Origin of the sequence: Microbacterium sp. lyk4-40-TSB-66, from assembly GCF_030209475.1 — a bacterium.
Lineage (GTDB): Bacteria > Actinomycetota > Actinomycetes > Actinomycetales > Microbacteriaceae > Microbacterium.
Genome location: NZ_JARVRW010000015.1, coordinates 15,282 through 39,050 on the forward strand (window position 1 = coordinate 15,282; position 23,769 = coordinate 39,050).

At 72.0% G+C, this 23,769-nt stretch carries 22 protein-coding genes; 11 read left to right on the forward strand and 11 right to left on the reverse strand.

Features of this window, described 5'->3' with window-relative positions; all coding sequences use genetic code 11:
* Positions 1–232: 232 nt before the first annotated feature.
* The 4 genes from cofG to cofC all read left to right on the forward strand — a co-directional run bounded on the left by cofG (position 233) and on the right by cofC (position 6,308).
* Entirely contained in the window at positions 233–2,794 is a 2,562-nt protein-coding gene (gene cofG, locus QRO03_RS15720; protein ID WP_285138436.1) for a 7,8-didemethyl-8-hydroxy-5-deazariboflavin synthase CofG, read from the forward strand.
* Entirely contained in the window at positions 2,791–4,368 is a 1,578-nt protein-coding gene (locus tag QRO03_RS15725) for a flavin-containing monooxygenase (protein WP_285138437.1), read from the forward strand. The genes cofG and QRO03_RS15725 overlap by 4 nt, the downstream gene beginning before the upstream one ends.
* A 12-nt stretch (positions 4,369–4,380) precedes the next feature.
* Complete coding sequence (gene fgd, locus QRO03_RS15730; RefSeq protein WP_285138438.1) at positions 4,381–5,391, forward strand: glucose-6-phosphate dehydrogenase (coenzyme-F420); 1,011 nt, start codon at positions 4,381–4,383, stop codon at positions 5,389–5,391.
* A gap of 281 nt (positions 5,392–5,672) precedes the next feature.
* Positions 5,673–6,308, forward strand: a complete 636-nt coding sequence (cofC, locus tag QRO03_RS15735) for a 2-phospho-L-lactate guanylyltransferase (RefSeq protein WP_285138439.1) — start codon at positions 5,673–5,675, stop codon at positions 6,306–6,308.
* 22 nt (positions 6,309–6,330) lie between these two features.
* On the opposite strand, the gene cofD is transcribed toward cofC, so the two are convergent.
* From cofD to hemQ, 6 genes are all read right to left on the reverse strand, one after another.
* On the reverse strand, positions 6,331–7,296 hold the full coding sequence (gene cofD / locus QRO03_RS15740; protein WP_285138440.1) for a 2-phospho-L-lactate transferase: 966 nt from the start codon (positions 7,294–7,296) through the stop codon (positions 6,331–6,333).
* A 213-nt stretch (positions 7,297–7,509) separates the two neighbouring features.
* Positions 7,510–8,850 carry a glutamate-1-semialdehyde 2,1-aminomutase gene (gene hemL, locus QRO03_RS15745; RefSeq protein WP_285138441.1) on the reverse strand — a complete coding sequence of 447 codons (1,341 nt, stop codon included), beginning with the start codon at positions 8,848–8,850 and terminating at the stop codon, positions 7,510–7,512.
* A gap of 98 nt (positions 8,851–8,948) precedes the next feature.
* A complete protein-coding gene (gene hemB / locus QRO03_RS15750) occupies positions 8,949–9,932 on the reverse strand; it encodes a porphobilinogen synthase (protein WP_285138442.1) in 984 nt (327 codons plus the stop codon).
* Positions 9,929–10,741 (reverse strand): uroporphyrinogen-III synthase, encoded by an 813-nt coding sequence (locus QRO03_RS15755; protein WP_285138443.1) that lies wholly within the window; start codon positions 10,739–10,741, stop codon positions 9,929–9,931. Before QRO03_RS15755 ends, hemB begins: the two co-directional genes overlap by 4 nt.
* On the reverse strand, positions 10,738–11,736 hold the full coding sequence (gene hemC / locus QRO03_RS15760; RefSeq protein WP_285138444.1) for a hydroxymethylbilane synthase: 999 nt from the start codon (positions 11,734–11,736) through the stop codon (positions 10,738–10,740). Before hemC ends, QRO03_RS15755 begins: the two co-directional genes overlap by 4 nt.
* Entirely contained in the window at positions 11,733–12,404 is a 672-nt protein-coding gene (gene hemQ / locus QRO03_RS15765; protein WP_285138445.1) for a hydrogen peroxide-dependent heme synthase, read from the reverse strand. The genes hemC and hemQ overlap by 4 nt, the downstream gene beginning before the upstream one ends.
* 139 nt (positions 12,405–12,543) lie before the next feature.
* Between hemQ and QRO03_RS15770 the strand changes: the two genes are divergently transcribed.
* Both QRO03_RS15770 and QRO03_RS15775 read left to right on the forward strand, forming a co-directional pair.
* Entirely contained in the window at positions 12,544–13,332 is a 789-nt protein-coding gene (locus QRO03_RS15770; protein ID WP_285138446.1) for a bestrophin-like domain, read from the forward strand.
* Positions 13,333–13,480: 148 nt separating this feature from the next.
* Positions 13,481–16,258 carry a hypothetical protein gene (locus QRO03_RS15775; protein WP_285138447.1) on the forward strand — a complete coding sequence of 926 codons (2,778 nt, stop codon included), beginning with the start codon at positions 13,481–13,483 and terminating at the stop codon, positions 16,256–16,258.
* 225 nt (positions 16,259–16,483) lie between these two features.
* On the opposite strand, the gene QRO03_RS15780 is transcribed toward QRO03_RS15775, so the two are convergent.
* The 5 genes from QRO03_RS15780 to hemE all read right to left on the reverse strand — a co-directional run bounded on the left by QRO03_RS15780 (position 16,484) and on the right by hemE (position 20,289).
* A complete protein-coding gene (locus tag QRO03_RS15780) occupies positions 16,484–16,762 on the reverse strand; it encodes a hypothetical protein (RefSeq protein WP_285138448.1) in 279 nt (92 codons plus the stop codon).
* Positions 16,752–17,162: a phage holin family protein gene (locus QRO03_RS15785; RefSeq protein ID WP_285138449.1), complete on the reverse strand. Its 411-nt coding sequence runs from the start codon at positions 17,160–17,162 to the stop codon at positions 16,752–16,754. Before QRO03_RS15785 ends, QRO03_RS15780 begins: the two co-directional genes overlap by 11 nt.
* Positions 17,163–17,167: 5 nt before the next feature.
* On the reverse strand, positions 17,168–17,569 hold the full coding sequence (locus QRO03_RS15790) for a hypothetical protein (protein ID WP_285138450.1): 402 nt from the start codon (positions 17,567–17,569) through the stop codon (positions 17,168–17,170).
* A gap of 111 nt (positions 17,570–17,680) precedes the next feature.
* A complete protein-coding gene (hemG, locus tag QRO03_RS15795) occupies positions 17,681–19,189 on the reverse strand; it encodes a protoporphyrinogen oxidase (RefSeq protein ID WP_285138451.1) in 1,509 nt (502 codons plus the stop codon).
* On the reverse strand, positions 19,186–20,289 hold the full coding sequence (hemE, locus tag QRO03_RS15800; protein WP_285138452.1) for a uroporphyrinogen decarboxylase: 1,104 nt from the start codon (positions 20,287–20,289) through the stop codon (positions 19,186–19,188). Before hemE ends, hemG begins: the two co-directional genes overlap by 4 nt.
* Positions 20,290–20,389: 100 nt before the next feature.
* On the opposite strand from hemE, the gene QRO03_RS15805 reads away from it, so the two are divergent.
* The 5 genes from QRO03_RS15805 to QRO03_RS15825 all read left to right on the forward strand — a co-directional run bounded on the left by QRO03_RS15805 (position 20,390) and on the right by QRO03_RS15825 (position 23,706).
* Positions 20,390–21,745, forward strand: a complete 1,356-nt coding sequence (locus QRO03_RS15805; RefSeq protein ID WP_285138453.1) for a glutamyl-tRNA reductase — start codon at positions 20,390–20,392, stop codon at positions 21,743–21,745.
* 283 nt (positions 21,746–22,028) lie between these two features.
* On the forward strand, positions 22,029–22,310 hold the full coding sequence (locus QRO03_RS15810) for a hypothetical protein (RefSeq protein WP_285138454.1): 282 nt from the start codon (positions 22,029–22,031) through the stop codon (positions 22,308–22,310).
* Between the two features lie 41 nt (positions 22,311–22,351).
* Positions 22,352–22,924, forward strand: coding sequence for an HhH-GPD-type base excision DNA repair protein (locus tag QRO03_RS15815; RefSeq protein ID WP_285138455.1), 573 nt, complete (start codon positions 22,352–22,354; stop codon positions 22,922–22,924).
* A 117-nt stretch (positions 22,925–23,041) separates the two neighbouring features.
* Positions 23,042–23,374, forward strand: a complete 333-nt coding sequence (locus QRO03_RS15820) for a hypothetical protein (RefSeq protein ID WP_055951834.1) — start codon at positions 23,042–23,044, stop codon at positions 23,372–23,374.
* 20 nt (positions 23,375–23,394) lie between these two features.
* A complete protein-coding gene (locus QRO03_RS15825) occupies positions 23,395–23,706 on the forward strand; it encodes a pore-forming ESAT-6 family protein (RefSeq protein ID WP_055951837.1) in 312 nt (103 codons plus the stop codon).
* Positions 23,707–23,769: the final 63 nt, after the last annotated feature.

Below are 23,769 nucleotides of genomic sequence, written 5' to 3' on the forward strand. Positions count from 1 at the left end.
TGCTCGGTGATCGTGCACCCGGCGACTCGTCGAGTCGGCGTCACCGACCGCGTCGAAGGGTGCCCGTGGTCGAATGTTAGCGGCAACATTCGGCGTACGTCGATAGTGATTGCGCAAGACGGCCACGACACCGCCCCCTCGACCACCTCGGCCATTCGGAGCGCGCGCCGCTCCGGGAAGACGCCGACTCCGCTCCGGCCCCGATGTCGGGGGCGGGGGATAGCCTGGAGCGATGAGTACGGGCAGCGCTGCGCCGCGAGTCGCACCGGCCCGAGGCACCTCGATCGGCGACCTCCTTCCGCGCGTCGCGGCGGGTCACCGCCCCGACGTCGACGAGACCGAGGCGCTGCTGCATGCGGCCCTCGAGGCCCTGCTGCCCGTGGCATCCGCTCTCCGCGACGAGGGGCTCGCCCGCGCCGGCCGTCCCGGCGTCATCACCTATTCGCGCAAGGTCTTCGTCCCGCTCACGACCCTGTGCCGCGATCGGTGCCACTACTGCGTGTTCGTCGACACGCCCGGCCAGCTCAACCTGCTGCGAAAGCCCGCCTACATGAGCCCCGAGCAGGTGTTGACGGTGGTGCGCCAAGGGCAGGCCCTCGGCTGCAAGGAGGCGCTGCTCACCCTCGGTGATCGCCCCGAAGAGCGCTGGCCCGAGGCCCGCGCCTGGCTCGACGCCCACGGCTTCGCCTCGACCATCGACTACGTCGCCCACATCGCCCGCCTCATCACCGCCGAGACCGGCATGCTCGTGCACGCCAACCCCGGCGTGATGCACCGCGACGACCTCGCGGCGCTCCGCCCCGTCTCGCCGTCGATGGGCATGATGCTCGAGACGACCTCGCGGCGCCTCTACGAAGAGCCCGGCCAGGTGCACTTCGGCTCGCCCGACAAAGACCCCGCGCTGCGCCTGCGCGTCATCGATGACGCCGGGGCCGCCGGCGTCCCGTTCACCACCGGCATCCTGGTCGGGATCGGCGAGACCGTGCGCGACCGCGCCGAGTCGCTCGTCGCCCTGCGCGAGCTCGACGACCGCCACGGGCACGTGCAAGAGGTGATCGTGCAGAACTTCCGCGCCAAGCCCCGCACCGCCATGCAGGGCGCACCGGACGCCGACATGCACGACTACCTCGCAGCGGTCGCCGTCGCGCGGCTCGTATTCGGCCCCGACATGCGCATCCAGGTGCCGCCCAATCTCTCCGACCCGCGCGAGCTCGGCCTGCTCATCGAGGCCGGCGCCGACGACTGGGGAGGGGTGTCGCCGCTCACCGCCGACCACGTCAATCCCGAGCGTCCCTGGCCGCAGATCGACGACCTCGCCAGGCACACCGCCGCGAGCGGCTTCGCGCTGCGGGAGCGCCTCACCGCCCACCCCGAGTTCGTGGACGACGCCGGCCGCTGGATCGACCCGGCGCTGCACGCGCCCGTGCGGGCGTTGGCGGATGCCGAGGGGCTCGCCGCCGACGTGACTCCCGTCGGCGCGGGCGCTGTCGCCCGCGCAGCGGCCCCGGCTTCCGCGACGGGAGGAGAATCCGCCGCGGGAGGACGCACGGCCCCCGCCGCATCCTCCGCCGCCGGAATCTCCTCCGTTCCCGGAACCGATGCCGGGGGTACGCGCCCCGGCACCGCCGCCGGCGAGACGCGTCTCGCGGCCGCCGCCCCGCCTCACGGCACCCGGACCGCTGCGGCGCGACCGGGCGGCGACCCGGGCCTGCGCCGGCTCGCCGAACGCGCGGCATCCGATCCCCGCACCCTCGACGACGCCGACTGGGTGCGTCTGCTGCACGCGACCGGCGCCGAGCTCGACGAGCTGACCTCCGTCGCCGACGACGCGCGGCGCTACACCGTCGGTGAGCCGATCACCCTCGTGCAGAACCGCAACCTCACCTCGACGGGCTTCCGCCGCACCGGACGCACCGGCCCGGGCGAGTTCGACCTCGACGACGCCACCTCCCTCGCCGCGGATGCCGCGGACCTCGGCGCCACCGAGGTCTGCGTGCAGGGCGCGCTCCGCCCCGACGAAGACCCCGTCGGATACCTCGACATCGTGCGGGCCGTGAAGCGCGGGGCTCCCGGCATCCACGTGCACGCCTACCGTCCGCTCGACGTGCGAGATCTCGCCGACCGGGGCGGCCTCGGGCTCGACGGCGCTCTGACGGCGATGCGCGAGGCGGGCGTCGACACCGTTCCCGGTACGGGCGTCAAGGTCCTGAGCGAGCGGGTGCGCGCACTCGTCGCACCGGGCGACCTCGAGATCGATCAGTGGGTCGAGACCATCACGGCGGCTCACCGCGCCGGTTTCCGATCGACCTCGGTGCTCTTCTACGGCCACGTCGAGACCGCCGAAGAGCGCATCGCGCACCTTCGGCGCCTGCGCGAGATCCAGACCGACACCCGCGGCTTCGCCGAGTTCGTCCCGATCCCCCTGCCCGGAGGCGACGTGCCGCTCGTCGCGGTCCGCTCGCCGATCGACGAGCATCGGGCGATGGTCGCGGTGTCGCGACTGCTGCTGTCGGGCAGCATCCCGCACGTGCAGATCCCGTGGACCCGCGTGGGCACAGAGACGGCGGCCGTGCTGCTGCGCTCGGGCGGCGACGACCTCGGCGGCACCCTCTACGACGGCCGGGTCCTGCCCGACGCGGGCATCGAACAGGGACTCGAGCTGCCGGTCCCCGCGGCCGAACGCATCGCCCGGAGCCTCATGCGGCCCTTCCGCCTCCGCACCACCGACTATCAGGTGGCGCAGGCGCACGCGGGTGCGGGCCCCTCCTCCCCCGCCGATCGGCCACGGCCGTGAGGCTCATCGACGTCGCGATCGTCGGCGCCGGCTTCGCCGGGCTCGCGATGGCCGGAGCCCTGCGCCGGGCCGGACGCGACGACATCGTCGTGCTCGAACGCGCCGACGACGTCGGGGGCACGTGGCGCGACAACACCTATCCCGGCGTCGCGTGCGACGTGCCCGCGCACCTCTACAGCCTCGCCGCCCACCCGCACGCCGGCTGGTCGCGCACGTTCGCGCCCGGTCGTGAGATCCAGACCTATCTGCAGGGCGTCGCCGCCCGCGAGGGTCTCGGCGATCGACTGCGTCTTCGCACCCCTCTCCTCGGGGCGCGATGGGATGCCGCCGACGCGGTCTGGCGGCTCGACACGGGCGCCGAACCCGTCGTGGCCCGCTCGCTCGTACTGGCGTGCGGCCGCCTCACCGAGCCGCACGTCCCCGCCATCCCCGGACTCGAATCCTTCGACGGCCCGATCTTCCACACCGCGCGGTGGGATCACGACGTCGACCTCGTCGGCACGCGCGTCGCGGTCGTGGGCACGGGCGCGAGCGCCGTGCAGCTGGTGCCCGAGCTCGCCCGTCACGGCGCCCGAGTGACGCTGTTCCAGCGCACACCCGCATGGATCGTGCCCCGCGGAGGCGGCGACGTCTCTGCGGCCGACCGCGCGCACCTCGCAGCCCACCCCGGCGATCTCGCTCGACTTCGCGCCGACCTCTACGCGGAGGGCGAGCAGCGCTACGCGTCGCGCTCGGGTGACGCCGAGGCGTCCGCCGCCGCCCGCGGCGCCGCTCTCGCCCACCTGCACGCGCAGGTCGCCGACCCGGCGCTGCGTGCCGCCTTGACCCCCGACTACGCCTTCGGATGCAAGCGCGTGCTGCTCTCCGACGCGTTCTACCCCGCCGTGGCCTCGGATGCCGTGACCCTCGAGCCCACGGCCCTCGCCGCCGTCGACGGCCCGACGCTGACGGCCGGGAGCGGTGAGCGCTACGAGGCCGATGTGCTCGTGCTGGCGACCGGCTTCGCCTCCACCCGGCAGCCCTACGCCGATCTCGTGCGCGGTGAGGAGGGCACGCTCGCGGCGCACTGGGCCGAGGGCATGACCTCGTTCGGCTCGACGGTGGTCGCGGGCTTCCCCAACCTCTTCGTGCTGAACGGCCCCAACGCCAGCCTCGGTCACAACTCGGCCGTCCTCGTGGCCGAGGAGCAGGCGTCCTACGTCGTGCGCGCGCTCTGCGAGCGCGACCGCCGCCCCGAACGGGTCCTTCGGGTGCGCCCCGACGCCGAAGCGGCCTACACCGACGAGATCGCCGCCGCCGCGGCATCCACTCCCTGGCTGACCGGCGGATGCCGCAACTGGTACGTCGACGATCGCTCGGGCCGGCTGACCCTGCTGTGGCCGGGCACGGTGCAGGCGTTCCGCGAGCGCCTCGCCGGAACCGACGGGTCGGAGTTCGTCGCCGCGCCCGGCGTCGCCCCCGCCGAGACCTCCCCCCGGACGGAAGCCGACCCCACCTCGGCCCCCGCGCCGGCCCCCGGGGCCGCGACCGGCGACCCCATCCCCACCCGTCCGCACGTCCATCCGCACGCCTAGGAGACACAGTTCATGAGCGTTCCGCTGAGATTCGGTTACAAGGCCTCGAGCGAGCAGTTCGGCCCCAACGAGCTGCTCGAGTTCGGCGTGATGGCGGAGCAGGTGGGCTTCGACTCCGTCTTCCTCTCCGACCACCTGCAGCCGTGGATGCACGACGGCGGCCATGCCCCCAACGCCCTGCCCTGGCTCGGCGCCCTCGGCGCGCGCACCGAACGCGTCATCATCGGCACGAGCGTGCTCACCCCCACCTTCCGGTACCACCCGGGGGTCATCGCCCAGGTCTTCGCCACCCTCGGCGTGATGTACCCGGGCCGCGTCGTGCTCGGCGTCGGCACCGGCGAGGCGCTGAACGAGGTCACCCTCGGGTTGGAGTGGCCCGAGCCGCCCGAGCGCTTCCAGCGCTTGAAAGAAGCGATCACGATCATCAACGAGCTGTGGGCCGGCGAGCGGGTCACCTACGAGGGCACGTACTACTCGGTGAAGGACGCCACCATCTACGACCGCCCCGACCAGAAGGTGCCCATCTACATCGGCGCCTCGGGTCCCGCGGCCACGCGCCTGGCCGGCCGCATCGCCGAGGGGTACATCACGACGAGCGGCAAGGATGCCGAGCTGTACACCGACAAGCTCCTCCCCGCCCTCGACGACGGGCTGAGCAAGGCCGGGCGCACGCGCGACGACGTCGACACGCTCATGGAGGTCAAGGTCTCGTACCACCCCGACCACGACACCGCGCTCGAGAAGACGCGCTTCTGGGCCCCGCTCGCCCTCAGCGGCGAAGAGAAGATGAGCGTGCACGATCCCCTGGAGATGCAGCGGCTCGCGAACGAGCTGCCGATCGAGCGCGCCGCATCGCGGTTCATCGTGTCGACCGACCCCGACGAGCACGTGGAGCGCATCGCGCGCTACGTCGACCTCGGCTTCCGCCACCTGGTGTTCCACGACCCCGGCCACGACCAGAGGGAGTTCCTGACGATGTACGGCGAGGAGATCCTGCCCCGCCTGCGTAAGCGCTTCGCCTGACGCGGGGCGCCGACGCCGTCGAGATCGCGCGGGGCGCCGACGCCGTCGAGATCGCGCGGGGCGCCGACGCCGTCGGGATCGCGCGCGGTGCCGACGCCGTCGAGATCGCGCGCGGCCGCCGCCGTCGAGATCACGCGCGTCCGCGAGACGACCGGCGATTCCGCGTGGACGCGGGTCATCTCGGCGATCGCGGGTCATTCCGGCGCCCGCCGATGCACGATCGTGGACGCGCCCGCCACCCCCACCCGTGAATGTCGGGGGTTCGACGCACAATGGACGGGATGGACATCCCTGACACCTCCGGCTGGACGATCGTCGTCCCGGTGAAACCCGCCGCCGTCGGCAAGTCGCGTCTGACCGACGTCGGCACCGACCGCGAGGCCCTCGCGCGCGCCATCGCGCTCGACACCATCGCCGCCGCCGCGGCCGCGACCCGCGTCGCCCGGGTCATCGTGGTCAGCGACGATGCCGGCCTCCGCGCCGCGCTGCGCCGCTCGCGCCGCGTGGAGGTCGTGCCCGAGGGCGACACCCGCGGCCTCGACGCCGCCATCGCGCTCGGCGCCGCCGCCGCCGGTCAGAGCACCCCTCGCGCCGCCCTCCTCGGCGACTTGCCCGCCCTGCGCGCCGCCGATCTCGACGCCGCGCTCGAACTCGCGGCATCCGTCGAACGGGGTCTGGTTCCGGATGCCGAGACCACCGGCTCCACCCTCGTCACCGCCCGCGCGGGAGCGGTGTGGGTCTCGGCCTTCGGCCAGGACTCCGCCGCCCGTCACCGCCTGCTCGGCTGCACCGACCTCGCCGTCGAGCGCGACTCGACCCTCCGCCGCGACGTCGACACCGCCGAGCAGCTGACCCAGGCCGTCGCACTCGGGGTGGGCCCGCAGACCTCGGCGGTCCTGGCGGCTGCGGCGGCCTGACGCACGGGGCCGCGGGCCCGCCTCACGCCTCCAGTGCCGCCTCGGCGATCGCGGCCGAGGCGTCTTCGTCGCTCATCCACAGCGGTCGCACGGCGGCGCGGATCCCCGCCGCCTCCACCTCCGCCGCGGCGTCCGCATCCTCTTCGGCCAGCAGCCACGCATCGAGCACGCCGCCCGCCGACCGGGCACCGTAGTGCCGCGCGACCGCGGCCGCGGACGTCTCGACCCCGATCGCCGTCAGGCACACGTCGGCCATCCCCCGCACGACGCGCCCGCCGATGATCGGCGAGACCCCGACGACCTTCGCCGACGTCGACCGCACGGCATCCCGGATGCCGGGCACCGCGAGGATCGGCCCGATCGAGACGACGGGGTTCGACGGGGCGAGCAGCACCACATCGGCTCCCGCGATCGCCTCCACGACGCCGGGAGCCGGAACGGCATCCGTGATTCCGGGATTCTCGAACGAGCGGGGCGCGAGCTTCGCGCGGTGCCGCGTCCACCACTCCTGGAAGTGCAGGCGCCCGCCGTCCTCCAGCAGCACGTGAGTGTCGACCTCGCTGTCGGTCATGGGCAGAAGACGGATGCCGAGGGGCCACCGCTCCGCCATGCGTGCGAGAACGCGGGTCGGGGTGAGCCCCTCCCGCAGCCACCCGGTGCGCGCGAGGTGCGTGCCGAGATCGAGGTCGCCCAGGGTGAACCAGGGCCAGCCGGCGCCCCACGCCTGCAGCTCCTCGTTGACGCGTTCCGTATCGCCCGCGCGACCCCAGCCGCGCACCGTGTCGTTCTGCCCCGCGAGCGCGTACGTGATCGAGTCGACGTCGGGCTGCAACCGCACCCCCGAGAGCCAGAGGTCGTCGCCCGTGTTGACCACGACGGTGGCCTCGGGAGCGCCGACCCGCCGGAGCGCCGCGCGCACGCCGAGGGTGAACTTCGCCCCTCCGACTCCACCAGCGAGCACGACGACACGGGACTGAGGAATGTGCATCCGTCCAGTCTTCCACCGCGCCCGCAGCGCCCCGGCGCCGGGCTACTCGCCGAGCCGTGCACAACTCCGGAAATACTCGCACCCGAGCTGGCGCGGGTCACGGGATGCCGCGGGCCGAGCCAGACCTCGCCGCAACTTTTCAGGAGTTGTGCACGGCCCGAACGTGCGCCCCGCGCCCGCGCCGCGCCTGCGCCCGAATCCCCGGAAGCGGCCCTACTGCGCCAGCAGGGTCGGGTCCAACGCCTCGGCCGCCGCCTTGGCCGCGGCCGGCAGCGCGCCGAGCACGTGCTCGAGGGCGACGTCGTCGTGGGCGGCGGTGAGGAACCACGCCTCGAACACGCTCGGGGGCAGGGAGACACCGGCATCCAGCATCGCGTGGAAGAACGCGGCGTACCGGTACGACTGCTGCGTCAGCGCCGTGGCGTAGTCGAGGGGGACCTCGGGCAGGAAGGCGACGCCGAAAAGCGAACCGGCGCGCGGCACGACGTGCACCACGCCCTCCGCCGTCAGCGCGGCATCGAGCGCGTCGGCGACCCGATCGGCTGCGGCGTCGACCGCGGCGTACACCTCGGGTGTCGCCAGGCGCAGGGTCGCCAGGCCCGCGGCGACCGACAGCGGGTTCCCCGACAGGGTTCCGGCCTGGTACACCGGCCCGAGGGGAGCCAGGTGGTCCATGATCTCGGCGCGGCCGGCGAGGGCGGCCAGGGGCATCCCTCCGCCGACGACCTTGCCGTACGTGAGGATGTCGGGCAGGTACCGCTCGCCCCGCGAGGCCTGTAGGCCCCAGAAACCGGCGGGGTGCACGCGGAAGCCGGTGAGCACCTCGTCGACGATCAGCAGTGCCCCGTGGCTGTGCGCGATGTCGGCGAGGGCGGCGTTGAAGCCGGGCAGCGGCGGAACGACGCCCATGTTGGCCGAGGCCGCCTCGACGATGATCGCGGCGATGTTCTCGCCGTGCACCTCGAACACCTCGCGCACCGCGTCGAGGTCGTTGTAGGGCAGCACCAGCGTCTGCGCGGCGATCGGCGCGGGCACACCCGCCGACCCGGGCAGGGCCAGGGTCGCGACGCCGGAGCCCGCGGCGGCCAGCAGCCCGTCGGAGTGGCCGTGGTAGTGCCCGGCGAACTTGATGAGCAGGTCGCGTCCCGTCACACCTCGGGCGAGGCGGATCGCCGTCATCGTCGCCTCGGTGCCGGTCGAGACCAGGCGCACCTTCTCGATCGGCTTGAGGTCGCCCACCTGCACGCGGTGGGCGATGAGGTCGGCCAGCTCGACCTCGGCCCCGGTCGGGGCACCGAACGACAGACCACGGGATGCCGCGGACTGCACGGCCCCGACGACCTCGGGATGCGCGTGGCCGAGGAGCGCCGGACCCCAGGATGCGACCAGGTCGACGTACTCGCGGCCGGCGGCGTCGGTGATGCGGGGCCCGGATGCCGACTGCACGAACCGCGGCGTCCCACCCACCGAGCCATACGCGCGTACGGGCGAGTTCACACCACCCGGAATGACGTCCTTGGCGCGGGCGAACCACTGGTCGTTGAGATCGGTCATATGTCTATTCTCCCCAGTGCAATCACGTGAGTCGCCGAGATCTGTCGCTTCCGCGGACACCGAAGCGACAAATCTTGGCGACTCACGCGAAAGAATGCCTACAGCTCGGCGCGCAGCCAGCGAGCGGCCTCGACGGCCCAGTACGTCAGGATCGCGTCGGCGCCGGCACGTCGGATGCCGAGCAGGCTCTCCATGATCGCGCCCCGGCGGTCGATCCAGCCGTGGGCCGCAGCGGCCTCGACCATCGCGTACTCGCCCGACACCTGATAGGCCCACACCGGCACGTCGACCGACGCCTTCACGTCGGCGAGCACGTCGAGGTACGGCAGCGCCGGCTTGACCATGACGACGTCGGCGCCCTCTTCGACATCGAGCAGCGCCTCGCGCACGCCCTCGCGCCCGTTGCCGGGATCGAGCTGGTACGAGCGGCGGTCACCTGTGAGCTGCGAGTCGACGGCCTCGCGGAACGGGCCGTAGAACGCTCCGGCGTACTTCGCGGAGTACGCCAGGATCAGCGTGTCGGTGAAGCCCTCGGCATCCAGGGCCTCGCGCACCGCGCCGACCTGGCCGTCCATCATCCCCGACAGCCCCAGCATCGCCGAGCCCGCGCGCGCCTGCGCGAGACCCATCGCGGTGTAGCGCTCGAGGGTGGCGTCGTTGTCGACGGCACCGTCGTCGCGCAGGACGCCGCAGTGCCCGTGGTCGGTGAACTCGTCGAGGCAGAGGTCGGTCTGCACCACCAGCGCGTCGCCCACCTCGGCGACGACCGCCTCGGTCGCGCGGTTCAGGATGCCGGCCGGGTCGTCGGCGCCCGAGCCGACGGCGTCGCGCACCTCGGGCACGCCGAACAGCATGACGCCGCCGATGCGCTGCTCCGCGGCGTCGGCGACCGCACGGCGGAGCGAATCGACGGAGTGCTGGACGGTACCGGGCATGGAGCCGATCGGGCTCGGCTCGGCGATGCCCTCACGTACGAACAGGGGCAGCACGAGCTGAGAGGGCACGAGGTGCGTCTCGCGGGCGAGGCGACGGACGGCGGGGGTGCGGCGCAGGCGCCGCGGGCGGTGCTCGGGGAAGCTCATGGGGTCGATTCGGTGGGGACGGGGAAACGGGCGACCGCCTCGATGAGCGCGTCGACCGTCTGGCGTTCGGCGACGACGTCGACGCTGAGGCCGGCGCGCTTGGCGTCTTTCGCGGTGCGCGGTCCGATGGCGGCGATGACGGTGGATGCCGGGATGTCGGGGAACTGCTCGACCACCTGTTCGGCGACCGAGCCGCTCGTGACGAGGATCGCGTTGATCCGGCCGGAGTGCACGTCGCCGGCGATCTTGTCGGAGACGGGGACCCCGACGGTGCGGTACGCCACGACGCTGCGCACGTCGTGTCCGGCTTCGATGAGCAGGCGCGTGAGCACCGGCTTGGCGATCTCGCTGCGCAGGGTGAGCACCTTGCGGGGCTCGGACTCGAGGTCGATCATCTGCTCGGCCATGCCCTGGGCGGAGTTGTCACGCTCGGGGACCAGATCGACGCGATACCCGACCGCCTGCATGGCGGCGGCGGTCGTCTCGCCCACGACCGCGACGCGGGTCTGCGCGGGGATGACCGCCTTGTAGGCGTAGAGCACGTCGACGGTCGTCGCGCTGGTGAGTGTGAGCCAGTCGAAGGCACCGGAGGCGAGATCGGCCAGGGCTTCGTCGAGGGTGGCCTGGTCGTTCGTCGGCGCGAAGTTGATCAGCGGTGCGATGACCGGGACGGCACCGAGCTGCCGGAGTCGCGCAGCGACGCCGTCGCCCCAGGGTCCGCCGCGCGGCACGAGGACGCGCCGCCCGGCAAGCGGCTTGGGCACGCTGCCCGTCGAGGGGTTCGGCGTGTGCCAGTGGCCTTCATTCATGTGGTCGACTCTCGTGGTACCAGGTCGGCCGCCCCGCGTTCGAGCAACCGACGCGCGGCTTCTTGGCCCGCACGCGTCGCACGCGCAATGGGTCCCCCGTCGTCGGCAGCATCCGCATCATTGCCACTGCCAGGTTCCCGAGCATACCCCGTGTCGAGACGCACCGTCCGATCGATGCCGATCCGGCGGGAGCCGTCGAGGGCGTAGACGATGGCGCGCAGCCGCAGGTCACCGTCGGCGATCGCCGCGTGCGTGCCCACGGGCGCGCTGCATCCGGCGTCCAGAGCCGAGAGCACCGTGCGCTCCGCCGTGATCGCGGTGCGGGTGTGCGCGTCGTCGAGCCGGGCGAGGGCGTCGTGGATCTCGGGGTCGATGTCGGTGCGGGTCTCGACGGCGAGCGACCCCTGTCCGGGGGCGGTCGGCCACTCCCCGAGGCCCAGTTCCTCCGCGTGCAGTCCGCCGAGGTCACCGCCGAGGCGCGAGATGCCCGCGGCCGCGAGGATGACGGCATCCAACTCTCCGTCGCGCACCCGCGCGAGCCGCGAGTCGACGTTGCCGCGGATGTCGCGGATGTCGATCCGCGGGTTGTGCCGCAGGGCCTGCGCGACACGGCGAGGGGAACCGGTGCCGACCCGGGCACCCGCCGGGAGCGAGCCGAGCGGGGTGCCGTCGCGGGTAACGACGACGTCGCGGGCGTCCTCTCGTGCGGGCGTGGCCGCGATGACCAGCCCCTCGGGCTGCAGCGTGGGCAGGTCTTTCAGCGAGTGCACCAGGAAGTCGCAGCGGTCGGCCGCGAGCGCCTCGCGCAGACCGTTCGCGAACACCCCGCGCCCGCCCAGCTGCGACAGGGAGGCGCGGTTGACGTCTCCCTCCGACACGATCGGCACCAGTTCGACGACACGACCCGACACCGCGGCCACGGCGTCGGCGACGGTCTGCGACTGCGTCATCGCGAGGGCGCTGCGACGCGTGCCGAGACGCAGGACTTCGCTCACTGCAGGATCTCGGGGATCTCGTCGAGGGTGACGAGGCGACCCGTGTAGAACGGCACCTCCTCGCGCACGTGCCGGCGGGCCTCGGTGTAACGCAGGTCGCGCATCATGTCGACGAGGTCGGTGAGCACGTCGGCCTCCATCGGCAGGAGCCACTCGTAGTCGCCGAGGGCGAAGGATGCCACCGTGTTGGCGATGACGCCGCGGTACTGCGACCCCTTCTTGCCGTGCTCGATGAGCATCTCACGGCGCTCCTCCTCGGGAAGGAGGTACCACTCGTAGCTGCGCACGAAGGGATAGAGGCAGAGCCACTGCTGCGCCTCGATGCCACGGAGGAACCCGGGAACGTGCGACCGGTTGAACTCCGCGTCGCGGTGCACGCCCATGGCGTTCCACGTCGGCAGGAGGTTCTTCAGCAGCTCCGTGCGACGGAGGCGGCGCAGGTCGCGCTGGAGTGCCTGGGGGTCCTCGCCGTGCAGCCACACCATGAGGTCGGCGTCGGCGCGGAGGCCGCTGACGTCGTAGAAGCCTCGGACGGTGACGCCGTCGGCCTCGACGAGCGAGACGAGGTCGGCGAGCTCGGTCGCATCGACGGCGGTGACGGGGTTCTCGGGATCGCGGCGGAAGACCGCCCACAGCGTGTACACGGAAGAGGAGCTGTCGTGGGACATGCGTCCTAGTCTCGTCTCGCCGCGGCGGCGGGCCAAACCGGTTGACTCACCGGTGGAAGACCGACAGGTGCGGCGCGCCGCCCCTGATTGGTACTGTGCGACGACGGCGTCGGGGGACGCCGCCGCGAAGGGGTGCCGGATGTGGCTCTACGACCTGCCGATGTCCGTGGGACTGCCGGTGTTCATCGTGCTCGTGGTCGGCGGCTCGTGCGCGATTCTGCTCATCCTGCGCAAGTGGGTCTTCCGGGTCGCTCCCCAGGGTGAGGAGTGGGATCGCGTCCTCAGCTACGCGGTCGGCGCCTACGGCGTCTTCTACGGCGTGACCCTGGCGCTGATCGCCGCGGCCGCCTACGGCAACTTCACCGAGGTCGACGGGGTGGTGCTCGAGGAGTCCTCGACGCTCGCGGCGCTGTACCGCACCGCAGCGCTCCTGCCGGAACCGGAGTCGACGCAGCTGCAGCAGCAGATCAATCAGTACACGCGCGACGTCATCGAGCTCGACTGGCCCGAGCAGCGGCGGTTGCAGATCCCGGCGGAGACGGATGCCAGCATCACGGCGATGCAGCAGGCCATCGCCGCCGTGCAACCGACCTCTCCCGCCGAGATCCTCTACGTGCAGCAGTCGCTCGATCAGTTCCACGCGCTCGTGGAGAGCCGCCGGGAGCGCATCGCGCTCACCCACCTGGCGCTCCCGAGCGTCCTGTGGATCGTGCTGGCCGTGGGCGCCGTTCTGAACGCCATCCTCATCGGCCTCATCGAGGTTCGCAACCTCCGCGTCCACCTGCTGATGTCGGGGATGCTCGCTCTGTTCGTCGCGCTGCTGCTCTACGCCATCGCCGGGTTCGACCACGCGTACGCCGGCCCGATCGCGGTGACGCCGGAGTACTTCGAGGATCTGCTGCAGGGGTTGTTCGCCGCCGAGCCCTAGGCCGGAGCCGATCCCTGAAGGTCGAGGGGGCATACGGCCGTCAAGGCAGGTCGACTCGCCGCCGCTCACGTACAGGTGGCGCCGCCCTCCCGCACCTGCCACAGTGAACTGCGCCGCCGCGCGAAGACCCGAACCGATTCGAGGCCCCATGCTCCGCTCGCGCACCGCCGCACGGTCCCGCCGCTACCTGAAATACCCGGCCGCCGTCCTGGCGGGAGCGGTCATCGTCGCCGGCAACGTCGTCGCCGCCCCCGCGCCGGCGCAGGCCGCGTGGGAGGACGACGCGCAGAGCTGGATCACCAGCATGCAGACCGGACTCGGATGGGCCGAGGGGCTGTTCGGTCTCAAGACCGGGCCTTGGAACACCGCTCTCTCGATCGCCTCCCCCTTGATCTCGGCGATCTTCGGCGGCTCGTCCGCTCCGTCGATCGGCGATGTACTGGAACGCCTGAAGCAGCTCGACGACATCGAGCACAAGATCGATCAGGTGCAGAACTCGCTCGTGACGATCGAGGCGGAGATCGCCACGGTCGGTCAGGACGTTCTCACCGGCACCTGCGCCGTGCAGGCCAGCCGACCGCGCGACTATCTCGCCAAGCTGGCTGCCGCGAACGACGCCTACGCGAACGTCGTCGACAAGATCGATGAGGTGCGCGTGGGCACCGCCGGCGAGGACGACCTCAAGGTCGCGATCAACTCCTTCATCGCGTACACGACCGGCGAGAGCGAAGCCATCCTCCCCGACCACAGCGCCTTCGCGGAGTCCCTCCGCAGCGTGCATGCGGACATGGGCACCACAGGAGGCGTCGCGGGCATCATCCAGAGCTGCGGGCGTGCCTACCTCAACGACTGGAAGATCGAGAACACCTCCGCAGCGGCGTTGAGCGGGATGCCGGCGAACGATCACGGCGCGTGGCTCGATGATCGCGACTACTACGACCCCTTGCAAAAGCTCGTCTCGTTCTGGCAGACCGCCGTCGCGCAGGGCACCTACCTCCACCAGCAGGCATCGCTCATGCGGGTCAGCAGGGAATACGTCACCGCCCACGGCCCCCTCAGCGTCGAGGATTCCGCGAGGGTGTGCGCCCTGGCGAAGACCAACGGCCCGGCCATGGCGAGAGCCACGTGCGAGGGCGGCCTCATTTTCGCGAAGACCGTCTACAGCGGCTTCGCCGCCGAGTGGCGCGAGGTCGGGGTGCCGATCAGCGACGCGAACGTCGTGATGAACATGGGTACTGACGTGCACGGACTGTCGTATCAACCCACGACACCCCGGGCAGCCGGGACTCCAGCCGAAGATCCCCTCCCCTCAGCCGGAGCACCGGTGGGGGTGGCATCCCGAGTGTGGGCGAGGGATCCCGCCACCTTCCCCGCGGCGTGGACGACCGGGACCTGGTCGACGACGGCCGGCGCGGTCTTGGCCTACGGAATCGATGGGTTCGTCCCGGCGGGTTCCTCGCAGTGGTCCGACTTGAGCAACGGCTACCGTGCGACGCACCCGACGGTGCAGACGACGACGCGGGCGGAGGCGATGCAGTGGCGGTCGAGCACCGGGTGGCAGAGCTCCGGCGTAGATCCCTTCGCTCCACTGGACATCCTCACGGTCATGAAGGATTCCGTCGCACCGGCGGCGACCGGCACCGATCCCGCGCACGCGTTCACCGTCAAGGCCGACACGACCGTGTGGATGCCGAACGAGGCCGCTAGTCACGACTTCCCGATGTGGCGGAGTCCGATACCCGAGTGGTCCCGCGGCACGGGCCTGTCGTTCCCGCACTCGCGATTGTGGCTGAAGTTCGACTTCCCGCCGCGCGTTCTGGACGACGCCAAGATGAGCGTCAAATGTTTCGTCGCAACCGAGGACGGCATCGTGTGTCATGAGTCGGTGGCGTCCTGGTGGGTCAACCGACTCTCGATCGAGCCGAGCCTGTCGGTGCAGAACCTGAACCGCATCACTCCGCTCAACCCCGAGGTCGACAGCATGGTGATGCTCGACAAGGAGCGCGAGTGCCGCGGGGAGCCCCACTTCGACCAGGAATGCGCGACCATCATCGACCAGATGTTCACCACCCGCGGCGAGTCGTTCGCCCAGAGTGGTCCGTCGTGGCTCGCCCCGATCGACGCGGCCAACGGGCAGCACTACGAGGGCGACCCCGCTGCCGCCGGCACGCTCTGGCCGAGCGCCCCCGTTCCCGACTGCGCCCTCACCACCTGGGGTGCGAAAACCCGGTGCGGGCCAGCCCTGGAAGCGTGGATCACGTCTCACGTGCCCAACCCGAGCCTCAGCGGACCCGTCGCCACCACAGATGTCACCGTCGACCGCGCCGCCGACGGAACCGCCGTGTGCATCGCCCCCGCCTGGAACACGAGCTCGGTCATGCAGTACGGCGATGTGGCGTGGACGGCGTGGTCGCGTACGGGGAAGCCCTTCACCAAGGTCGTCCCGTTCGGCTCGCATCTCGACCTGCTGGCCCTGGTGACGGACGCCGGCTGGAACACGGGCGGCGCGGCCGGGGAGTCGGGGCGGATCACCCTCCGATGTTCTTTCACCGCGCGCACCGCCGAGGTGGCGAACGAGACGGAGGTGCGTAGCGCCACCGTCGCCGCAGTTCGCGTCGACGATCACTACGACTTCCCCAGCGTCGGCGTGGGGACGCCGGGCGATCCGGGGGCCACCCCGGGTGCGGGCGTCACCCCGGATCCGACCGACGCGACTCCGGTCGGCACCGCGGAATCGTCGGCGTCGGGTGCCTCCGCGCACGACATGGCGGCGCGATCGGTCGACGCGTCCGGTCGGAAGGTCCTTGCGAGCTCGGGGATCGGTGGGGAGCCCTGGCCAGCGGCCGCGGGAGCCCTCGTCCTGCTCGTCTTCGGCGCGTCTCTGATGGTCTGCGTCCGGACCCGACGAGCGAGACGGAGCGCGTAGCACCCTTCGCACCCGCGTCCATCCGGACCCGTACCCGACCGGTCGAGGCGGGCGCCCACCCCGTTGGAAGACGGATCGGGCCCGGCCCGGACCCGCTGCAGCCTCGAGCCGGACCGGGAGGGCCTGAGCGGCATAGATCGCATAGCGCTCGACGCAGAAACGGGGAGGCCGCCCTGTGCGGGCGACCTCCCCGCAGGGAGTTCTTGAATTGCCGGGCGCGGATCGTCAGCGCGTGTACGCGCGGACGATCCCCCACACGGCGAGGCCGACGGCGATCGCGACACCCCCCACGGCGGCGGCGGCCGCGGCGGGGTTCGCCTGCGCCTTGGCACGCACATCGTGGACCGTACGGTCGACGGCGTCGCTCGCGCGACGCGGGACGTTCGCCTTGACCTCGATAGCCGCCAACGCGGCCTTCAGCTCGGCACGGGCCGCCTCGACGGGGTCGGAGATCCCGAGCGGCACGGCGGTGCGGGGCACGGGGACGGGACGATCAATACTCATCGCGGGCCTCCTTCACGATGCGGACGTCTTCGGCGATGGCCCTGCCCGGGTTCTCGCGGTTCGACAGCTTCTTGAATCGCAGGTAGCCCAGCAACGCCAGGATTGCAGTGATGACGACCATCACGCCGAAGACCACGAGGGCCGACAGCCACACGGGCCACCACGACGACAGACCGGCGATGACGAAGGCGAAGAACACCGGAACGGCCCAGAACAGCACGACCAGCGCTCCGACGAACCAGCCGGCGCCGATCCCGGCGTCCTTCGCCGTGCGCTGCGCCCACGCCTTCGCACCGTTGATCTCGGCGACGACGAGGTTGCGCACCAGTTCGGGGATGTCGCCGATGAGGGTGAACAGACCGTCATCGGAACGGTCGCGGAATCCGCGAGGAGTCGTCATGCGCGTCAGCTTCCCGACGCGTCGGAGCCGCTCTGGGCCGCCTTGGCCCGCGCGGTGGCCGTCTTCTCGGCCTTCTTCGCGTCATCCACGGAGTCCTCGACCACGTCGGCGACCTCATGGGCCGACTTCTTGGCCGCACGTCCGGCGCGCTCGGCGCGCTCCTGGACCGTGCCCGAGCCCGACGCCGCGTTGGTGACCGACTTCGCGCCCTTCCACACCACACCGGGGACGGACTTGAGGGCGGAGACGCCGAGCGCCTTCACCTTCTCGACCTGTCCCTGTACGGCGGGCTGGTCCCAGACCTTCTCGGCCTGCTCCTTGATCTGCTCGTAACGCTGGCGGCCGGCGCGTGCTCCGAGCACGTAGCCCGCCACGAGTCCGACGACGAGTGCTGCTTTGCCCCTCATGGGGTCTCCTCACGCTCGATCGAGTGCTGGTCGAGTCTCACAGTAGCGATGTATGCCGGTCCCGGCATCCGCCCTTGACACGGGAGCCCGTATGGTCGATCGCCACGACGCTCAGTTGCGCCAGAGCGCCGCACTGCGCACGCGATCGGCCTCTTCACGCGCGTCCGGGATCACTTGCGCGAGTCCCGTGCCCGAGATCCACGCCCCGGTCGCGCCGAGACCGGGGACGGCCCGCACCGCTCCGCGCGCCGCGGCGGTCACGGCCGCCCTCCCGATCGTGGCGGCGGGCTGGGACTGCACCCAGCGAGAGCGGTGCGCGGCCACGAGAACGGATGCCGGCAGCTCGACGCCGAGCAGAGCCGCCGCCTCCGACAGAGCGAGGCGGGCCGCGGCATCGTCGTCGAGCGCCGCGGTGGCGGGCTCTTCGCCCTGCGCCCCGAACGACACCCGGACGACGTGGACGCCGGGCTCAGCGGCATCCCGGACCCAGTCCCACTTCGCGCTCGAGTGGGTGAGGGCCTTGGCGGTGTGGCTGCCGGGCACCGTCAGCACGCCGGTGCCGCGGGGAGCGCGATCGAGCACCGGGGCGTTCACCACCAGAGTCACCACCTCGACCACCGGGGCGATCGGCTCGCTCACCTCGAGTCCGGGGACCACCGGCGCCAGCAGGGCGCGCGCCGGCCCCTCGGGCAGCGCCACGATCACGGCGCGGGCGGTGAGGGGCTCGTCGCCGGGCGAGGTGCCGATCGCCCACCCGTCGCCCGCGGGGGCGAGGGTCGTGGCGGCCACTCCCGTGCGAAGGTCGACGCCGCTCTCGCGCAGTCCCTCCACCAGGGCGTCGATGAGGCGCGACATGCCTCCCCGCAGCCCTTCGACCGCGCCGCCGGGCGCGGGGGCGGCCTTGGCCGGCGCGGAGGGGACGGGCACGTCGGATGCCGGGGCGTCGGCGGGCCGCGCACCCGACCGGCGCGCGCGGAGCTCCGCGACGGCACCCGTGAGCGAGCCCGTGCGGGTGAGGGCGGCGTTGAGACCGGGAGCGGCCAGATCGACGTCGATGTCGTCGGGGCGCGCGGAGTAGACCCCGCTGGTCACGGGGGCGACGAGACGCTCCAGCACCCGCGCGCCCAGGCGCGAGCGCACGAGCTTCCCGAGGCTGTGGGCGTGTCCGATGGTCAGCGGCGGACGCACCCGATCGAGGTACGCGCGCCACGCGCCCGACCAGCCGATGATGCGGCGCACGTCGGGAGCGAAGGGATTGTCGGGGATGCCGAGCACCCCTCCCTTCGGCAGCGGCGCGGCCCCGACGCCGGGCACACCCGCCACCCACGCCCCCGCCGAATTGGGCGACACGACGGCGTCACCGAGGTCGAGTTCGGCGAGCAGCTCGCGGACGACCCCGCCCCGGGTGGCGTAGCTCTCGGCCCCCACGTCGAGGGTCATTCCCGCGACCTCCGCGGAACGCAGGACGCCGCCGAAGGCGTCTGACGCCTCGATCACGGTGACCTGCAGCCCGACCTTGGCGCACTCGCGCGCGGCGACGAGGCCCGAGACACCACCGCCGACGACCACCACGCGCGTCTCGTGCGCGTGCTTCACCAGGCGGTCGAGGGCCTCGCTCACGCGGCGTTCCCGTGCGCGCTCTCGCCGGCCGTGTCGCTTCCCGGGGCGATAGCGACGCCCGCGTCCACGTCGTGACCGTGCGCGTGCGCGACGATGCGCGTCAGCACCTCGGGATCGGTGTCGGGCGGCACCCCGTGGCCGAGGTTCAGCACGTGCGCGCGCGCCGCGCGACCGCGAGCCAGCACGTCGTCGACGTGGGCGGCGAGCACCGGCCAGGGGGCGCCGAGCAGCGCCGGATCGATGTTGCCCTGCAGGGTGACGTCGGGGCCGACGAGGACTGCGGCCTCGTCGAGCGGCATCCTCCAGTCGACGCCGACCGCGTCGGCGAGGCCGCCCAGGCGCATGTCGTCGAGGAACGCGCCTGTTCCGACACCGAAGTGGATGCGGGGGACCTCGATGCCCTCGAGCGCCTCGTGAGAGTGCGGGGCGATGAACTCGCGGAAGGTCGACGGCGACATCGAACCGGCCCACGAGTCGAAGAGCTGCACCGCCTGGGCGCCGCCCTCGATCTGCGCGTCGAGGAACGCGCGCGACACCTTCGCGAGCCAGCCGGCCAGGCGGTGCCACGAGGAGGGGTCGGCGTGCATCATGCCGCGAGCGCGCAGGTGCTCCTTCGACGGGCCACCCTCGACCAGGTACGCGGCGAGCGTGAACGGCGCTCCCGCGAAGCCGATGAGGGGCACGGCGTCGCTCAGCTCGGCGACGACCCGGCGGGCGGCCTCGCGCACGGGTTCCGCGGCCGCGGCGACATCGGCCGGGTCGATCGCGGTGATGCGCGCGACATCGTCGGCGGTCCGCACCGGATCGGCGAAGACCGGGCCGCGGCCGGGCTCGATGACCACGTCGACACCGGCGAGGCGCAACGGCACGACGATGTCGCTGAAGAAGATGGCGGCATCCACGTCATGGCGACGGATCGGCTGCAGCGTGATCTCGGCCGCGAGGTCGGGCGTCAGACACGCATCGAGCATGCGGGTTCCCACGCGCAGCTCCCGATACTCCGGCAGCGAGCGTCCCGCCTGCCGCATGAACCACACCGGCTGCCGCTCGGGGCGGTCGCCACGGAGGGCGCGGAGGAGGGGTGCATCGAGGGAGGCCATGGCATCCATCCTCCCACCCGCCCTCTGGGCGCGAAGGGGATGCCTTGACGTCGAGACGCCGTCCGGAACACCTCGCGATACCCGGGCGTAGAATGATGAGGTGTTGTTGTGCGTCAGCGCGAGTCACAAGACCGCGTCCTTCGAGCTCCTCGAGCGGCTCAGCGTACCCCGCACACCCGTCGCCCCGTTGATCGCCGCGCACGACGAGTGCGTGCAGGGCGCCGTCGTCGTGGCGACGTGCAACCGCTTCGAGGCCTACGTCGACATGGACGAGCCGGTCACCGCGGCCGTCGCACTCGGCATCGAGGCCACCCTCGCCGCGATCGAAGCCGCCACCGGCGTGCCCGCCAGCGAGCTCGAGGGCGGCTACACCGTGCTGGGCGGCAGCGAGGTCGCCGAGCACCTGTTCTCGGTGGCATCCGGTCTCGAATCCGTCGTCGTCGGTGAGGGCGAGATCGCGGGCCAGGTGCGCCGCGCCCTCACCGAATCACGCAAGCTCGGCACCACCTCCGCCGAACTGGAGCGGCTGTTCCAGCGCGCGTCCGAGGCGCAGCGCGGTGTGAAGAACTCCACCGCCATCGGCCGCGCGGGTCGATCGCTCGTGCGCCTCGGCCTCGAGCTCGCCGACAGCCGCATCGCCGACTGGTCGACGCAGCGCGTGCTCCTCGTGGGCACGGGCGCCTACGCCGCCGCCACGGTCGCAGCCCTCCGCGACCAGGGCGCCGAAGACATCTCGGTGCACTCCCCCTCGGGTCGCGCGGCGAAGTTCGCCCTCAAGCACGGCCTCCGCGCGGTGTCGGCCGAGACCTTCCCGAGCGCGGTCGCCCACGCCGACCTCGTTATCACGTGCACGACCGCCGAGCACTACGTGCTGAGCGCGGCCACGTTCGCCGCGGGTCGGGGCGCGTACGAGACCGCCGTCGCCGCGGGCAGCTGCCCGGTCGACCACACGTCGCGGCGTCTCGTGATCGACCTGGGCCTCCCCCGCAACGTCGACCCCGACGTCGCCACCGTCGCCGGCATCGATCTGCTCGATCTCGAGACCATCCGCCTGCACGCCCCGCTCGACGAACTGCAGGCGACGGATGCCGCCCGCGACCTCGTGCGCGACGCCGCGCGCCGCTTCACCTCGGTCGGCGAGCGCAAGAACATCACCCCGGCCGTCGTCGCCCTGCGCGCCCACGTCTTCGGTGTCCTCGACGCCGAGGTCGCGCGCGTGCGCGCCCGCGGCGACGAGGGGGGACAGACCGAGCAGGCCCTCCGCCACCTCGTGGGCGTGCTGCTGCACACCCCTACCACGCGCGCGCACGAGCTGGCCGAGACCGGCCGCGCCGACGAGTACGTCGATGCGCTCTCCGCGCTGTTCGGCATCGAGGTCACCGACCCCGCCTCCCTCGGCCCCGCCGCCCTCGACCCCGCCGTCCTCGACCAGCGCGGCATCGCCGACGCGGGCTGACCCGCTGCGCCGCGGGCGTGCGACTGCGAGCGCAGGAGAACCCGCGAACGGAGGATTAAGGCCACGGCATCCGTCCTCCCTTGCCCGGATCACCTCCCGTCCCGGGCCGTCCGCGAGGCCGCTCGAATCCACCCACGCACCGACAAGCGGAGGAGAACCCGCGGGCGGAGGAGTACCCGCGAGCGGAGGACCGAAGCCGCGGCATCCGTCCTCCCTTACCCGGATCACCTCCCGCGGGGTCTCGCCGCACGGGAGCGGGGTCGGCTCGGGCAGGATGGATGCCGTGAACACACCGGCATCCGAGGTCTACGCCGTCGCCGGTGAGGACCGCGCGCGCAACGGGATGCGCTGGGCCGCCACCGTCGTGCTCGGACTCCTCGACGCCGGCCGCGACGCGCCGTCGGTGAGCGAGGTCGTGATCCGTCGCGTCGACGGGTCGATGGTCAGGCGACTGCCGGTGGGCGACGTGGGCGACTTCACCGACCAGCTGAACGAGATCACCCGCGACCTCGCGACGATGGACGTCGTGCCCTTCGCCGAGAAGTGGATCGCCGACCGCGGCTGACCGGCGACGCCCGATGCGGGCAGCGGCGGGAGAATGGGGGCATGAGCCTGCGCATCACCGACGACCCCGCCGCCGACGACCTGCTGTCGAGCAACCCGCTCGCGCTGCTGATCGGGATGCTGCTCGACCAGCAGGTCGCGATGGAGACGGCGTTCGCGGGACCCCTGAAGATCCAGGAGCGCACCGGGTCGATGGATGCCGCCACCATCGCCCACGACGACCCCGACGACTTCGCCGCCGCGTTCTCGCAGTCGCCGGCGGTGCACCGTTTCCCGGGCTCGATGGCCAAGCGCGTCCAGTCGCTGTGTGCCGCGATCGAGGAGGACTGGGACGGGGACGCCGCGAACATCTGGACCCGCGACGACCCCGACGGCGCGACCGTGTTGAAGCGTCTGAAGGCACTGCCCGGGTTCGGCGAGCAGAAGGCGAAGATCTTCCTCGCCCTGCTCGGCAAGCAGCGCGGATACGACGGCACCGGCTGGCGGGAGGCGTCCGACCCGTACGGCGAGGAGGGGTCCTTCCGCTCCGTCGCCGACATCGTCAGCCCCGAGTCGCTGACCAAGGTGCGCGAACACAAGCGCGCTGCGAAGGCCGCCGCGAAAGCGGGCGACTGACCCCTCCTCCCCCGGCCGCGAAAAAGGAGAGTTCTCTCATATTCGCTTCGTCGTCCGGAAGCGCTGGTTAGAGTCGTCGAGTTCGCTGCAAGTTGTTCACGATCGAAGGGTGGGCTCGTGAAGTTCGCAATGGGTTCCGACACTCTGGGTGTGCTGACGAAGGCGACCTCGGGGTCGAGTGATGAGCTGTCCCTGCTGGTGCGCCAACTGTTCGAGGCGGCGGAGCCGCTCGAGGGGCAGTTCCAGGGCGCGGGTCGCGCCGCGTTCGACCGTTTCAAGTCGCGTACCGACGCGATCTCCTCCGAGCTGAAGCTCGCCCTCGACGGCGTGCTCGGCGGCATCTCGAGCATGGACCGCTCCTTCCAGGAGGGCGAGTCGTCCATGGTCGACCAGACCACCGGCCTGGAAGCAGGTTCGTCGTTCGACGCCGCCCGCTTCGGCGCCCGTTGAGAATCGGAGAGGACTGACTCATGGTGAACCAGGGAGATCGTCGCGACTACTCGATCGCGGCCTCGCAGAACGCCCAAGACAACTTCAACCGCGTCGCCGCATTGCTGGAGTCGCTCATCGACCAGCGCGACCGCGACGTGCAGGCGGCCATGGCCGACTACTCCGCCGACGGGGTGTCGGAGGACTACCGCGCCAAGGAGCTTCGCTGGAAGAACGCCGCCGCCGAGGTTCGCGGCATCATCCAGACGCTGCGTTCCTCGCTGGAGCGCAATGACGAGTCGGCCCAGACCGCGCTGAGCAAGGCTCGCGCGGCGGTGGAGTCGATCGGCTGACACGGGCCGCACGATGCCGGGCGCCGTCGCGCGCCCGGCATCGCCGGTGCGCGGCGTCCGGGG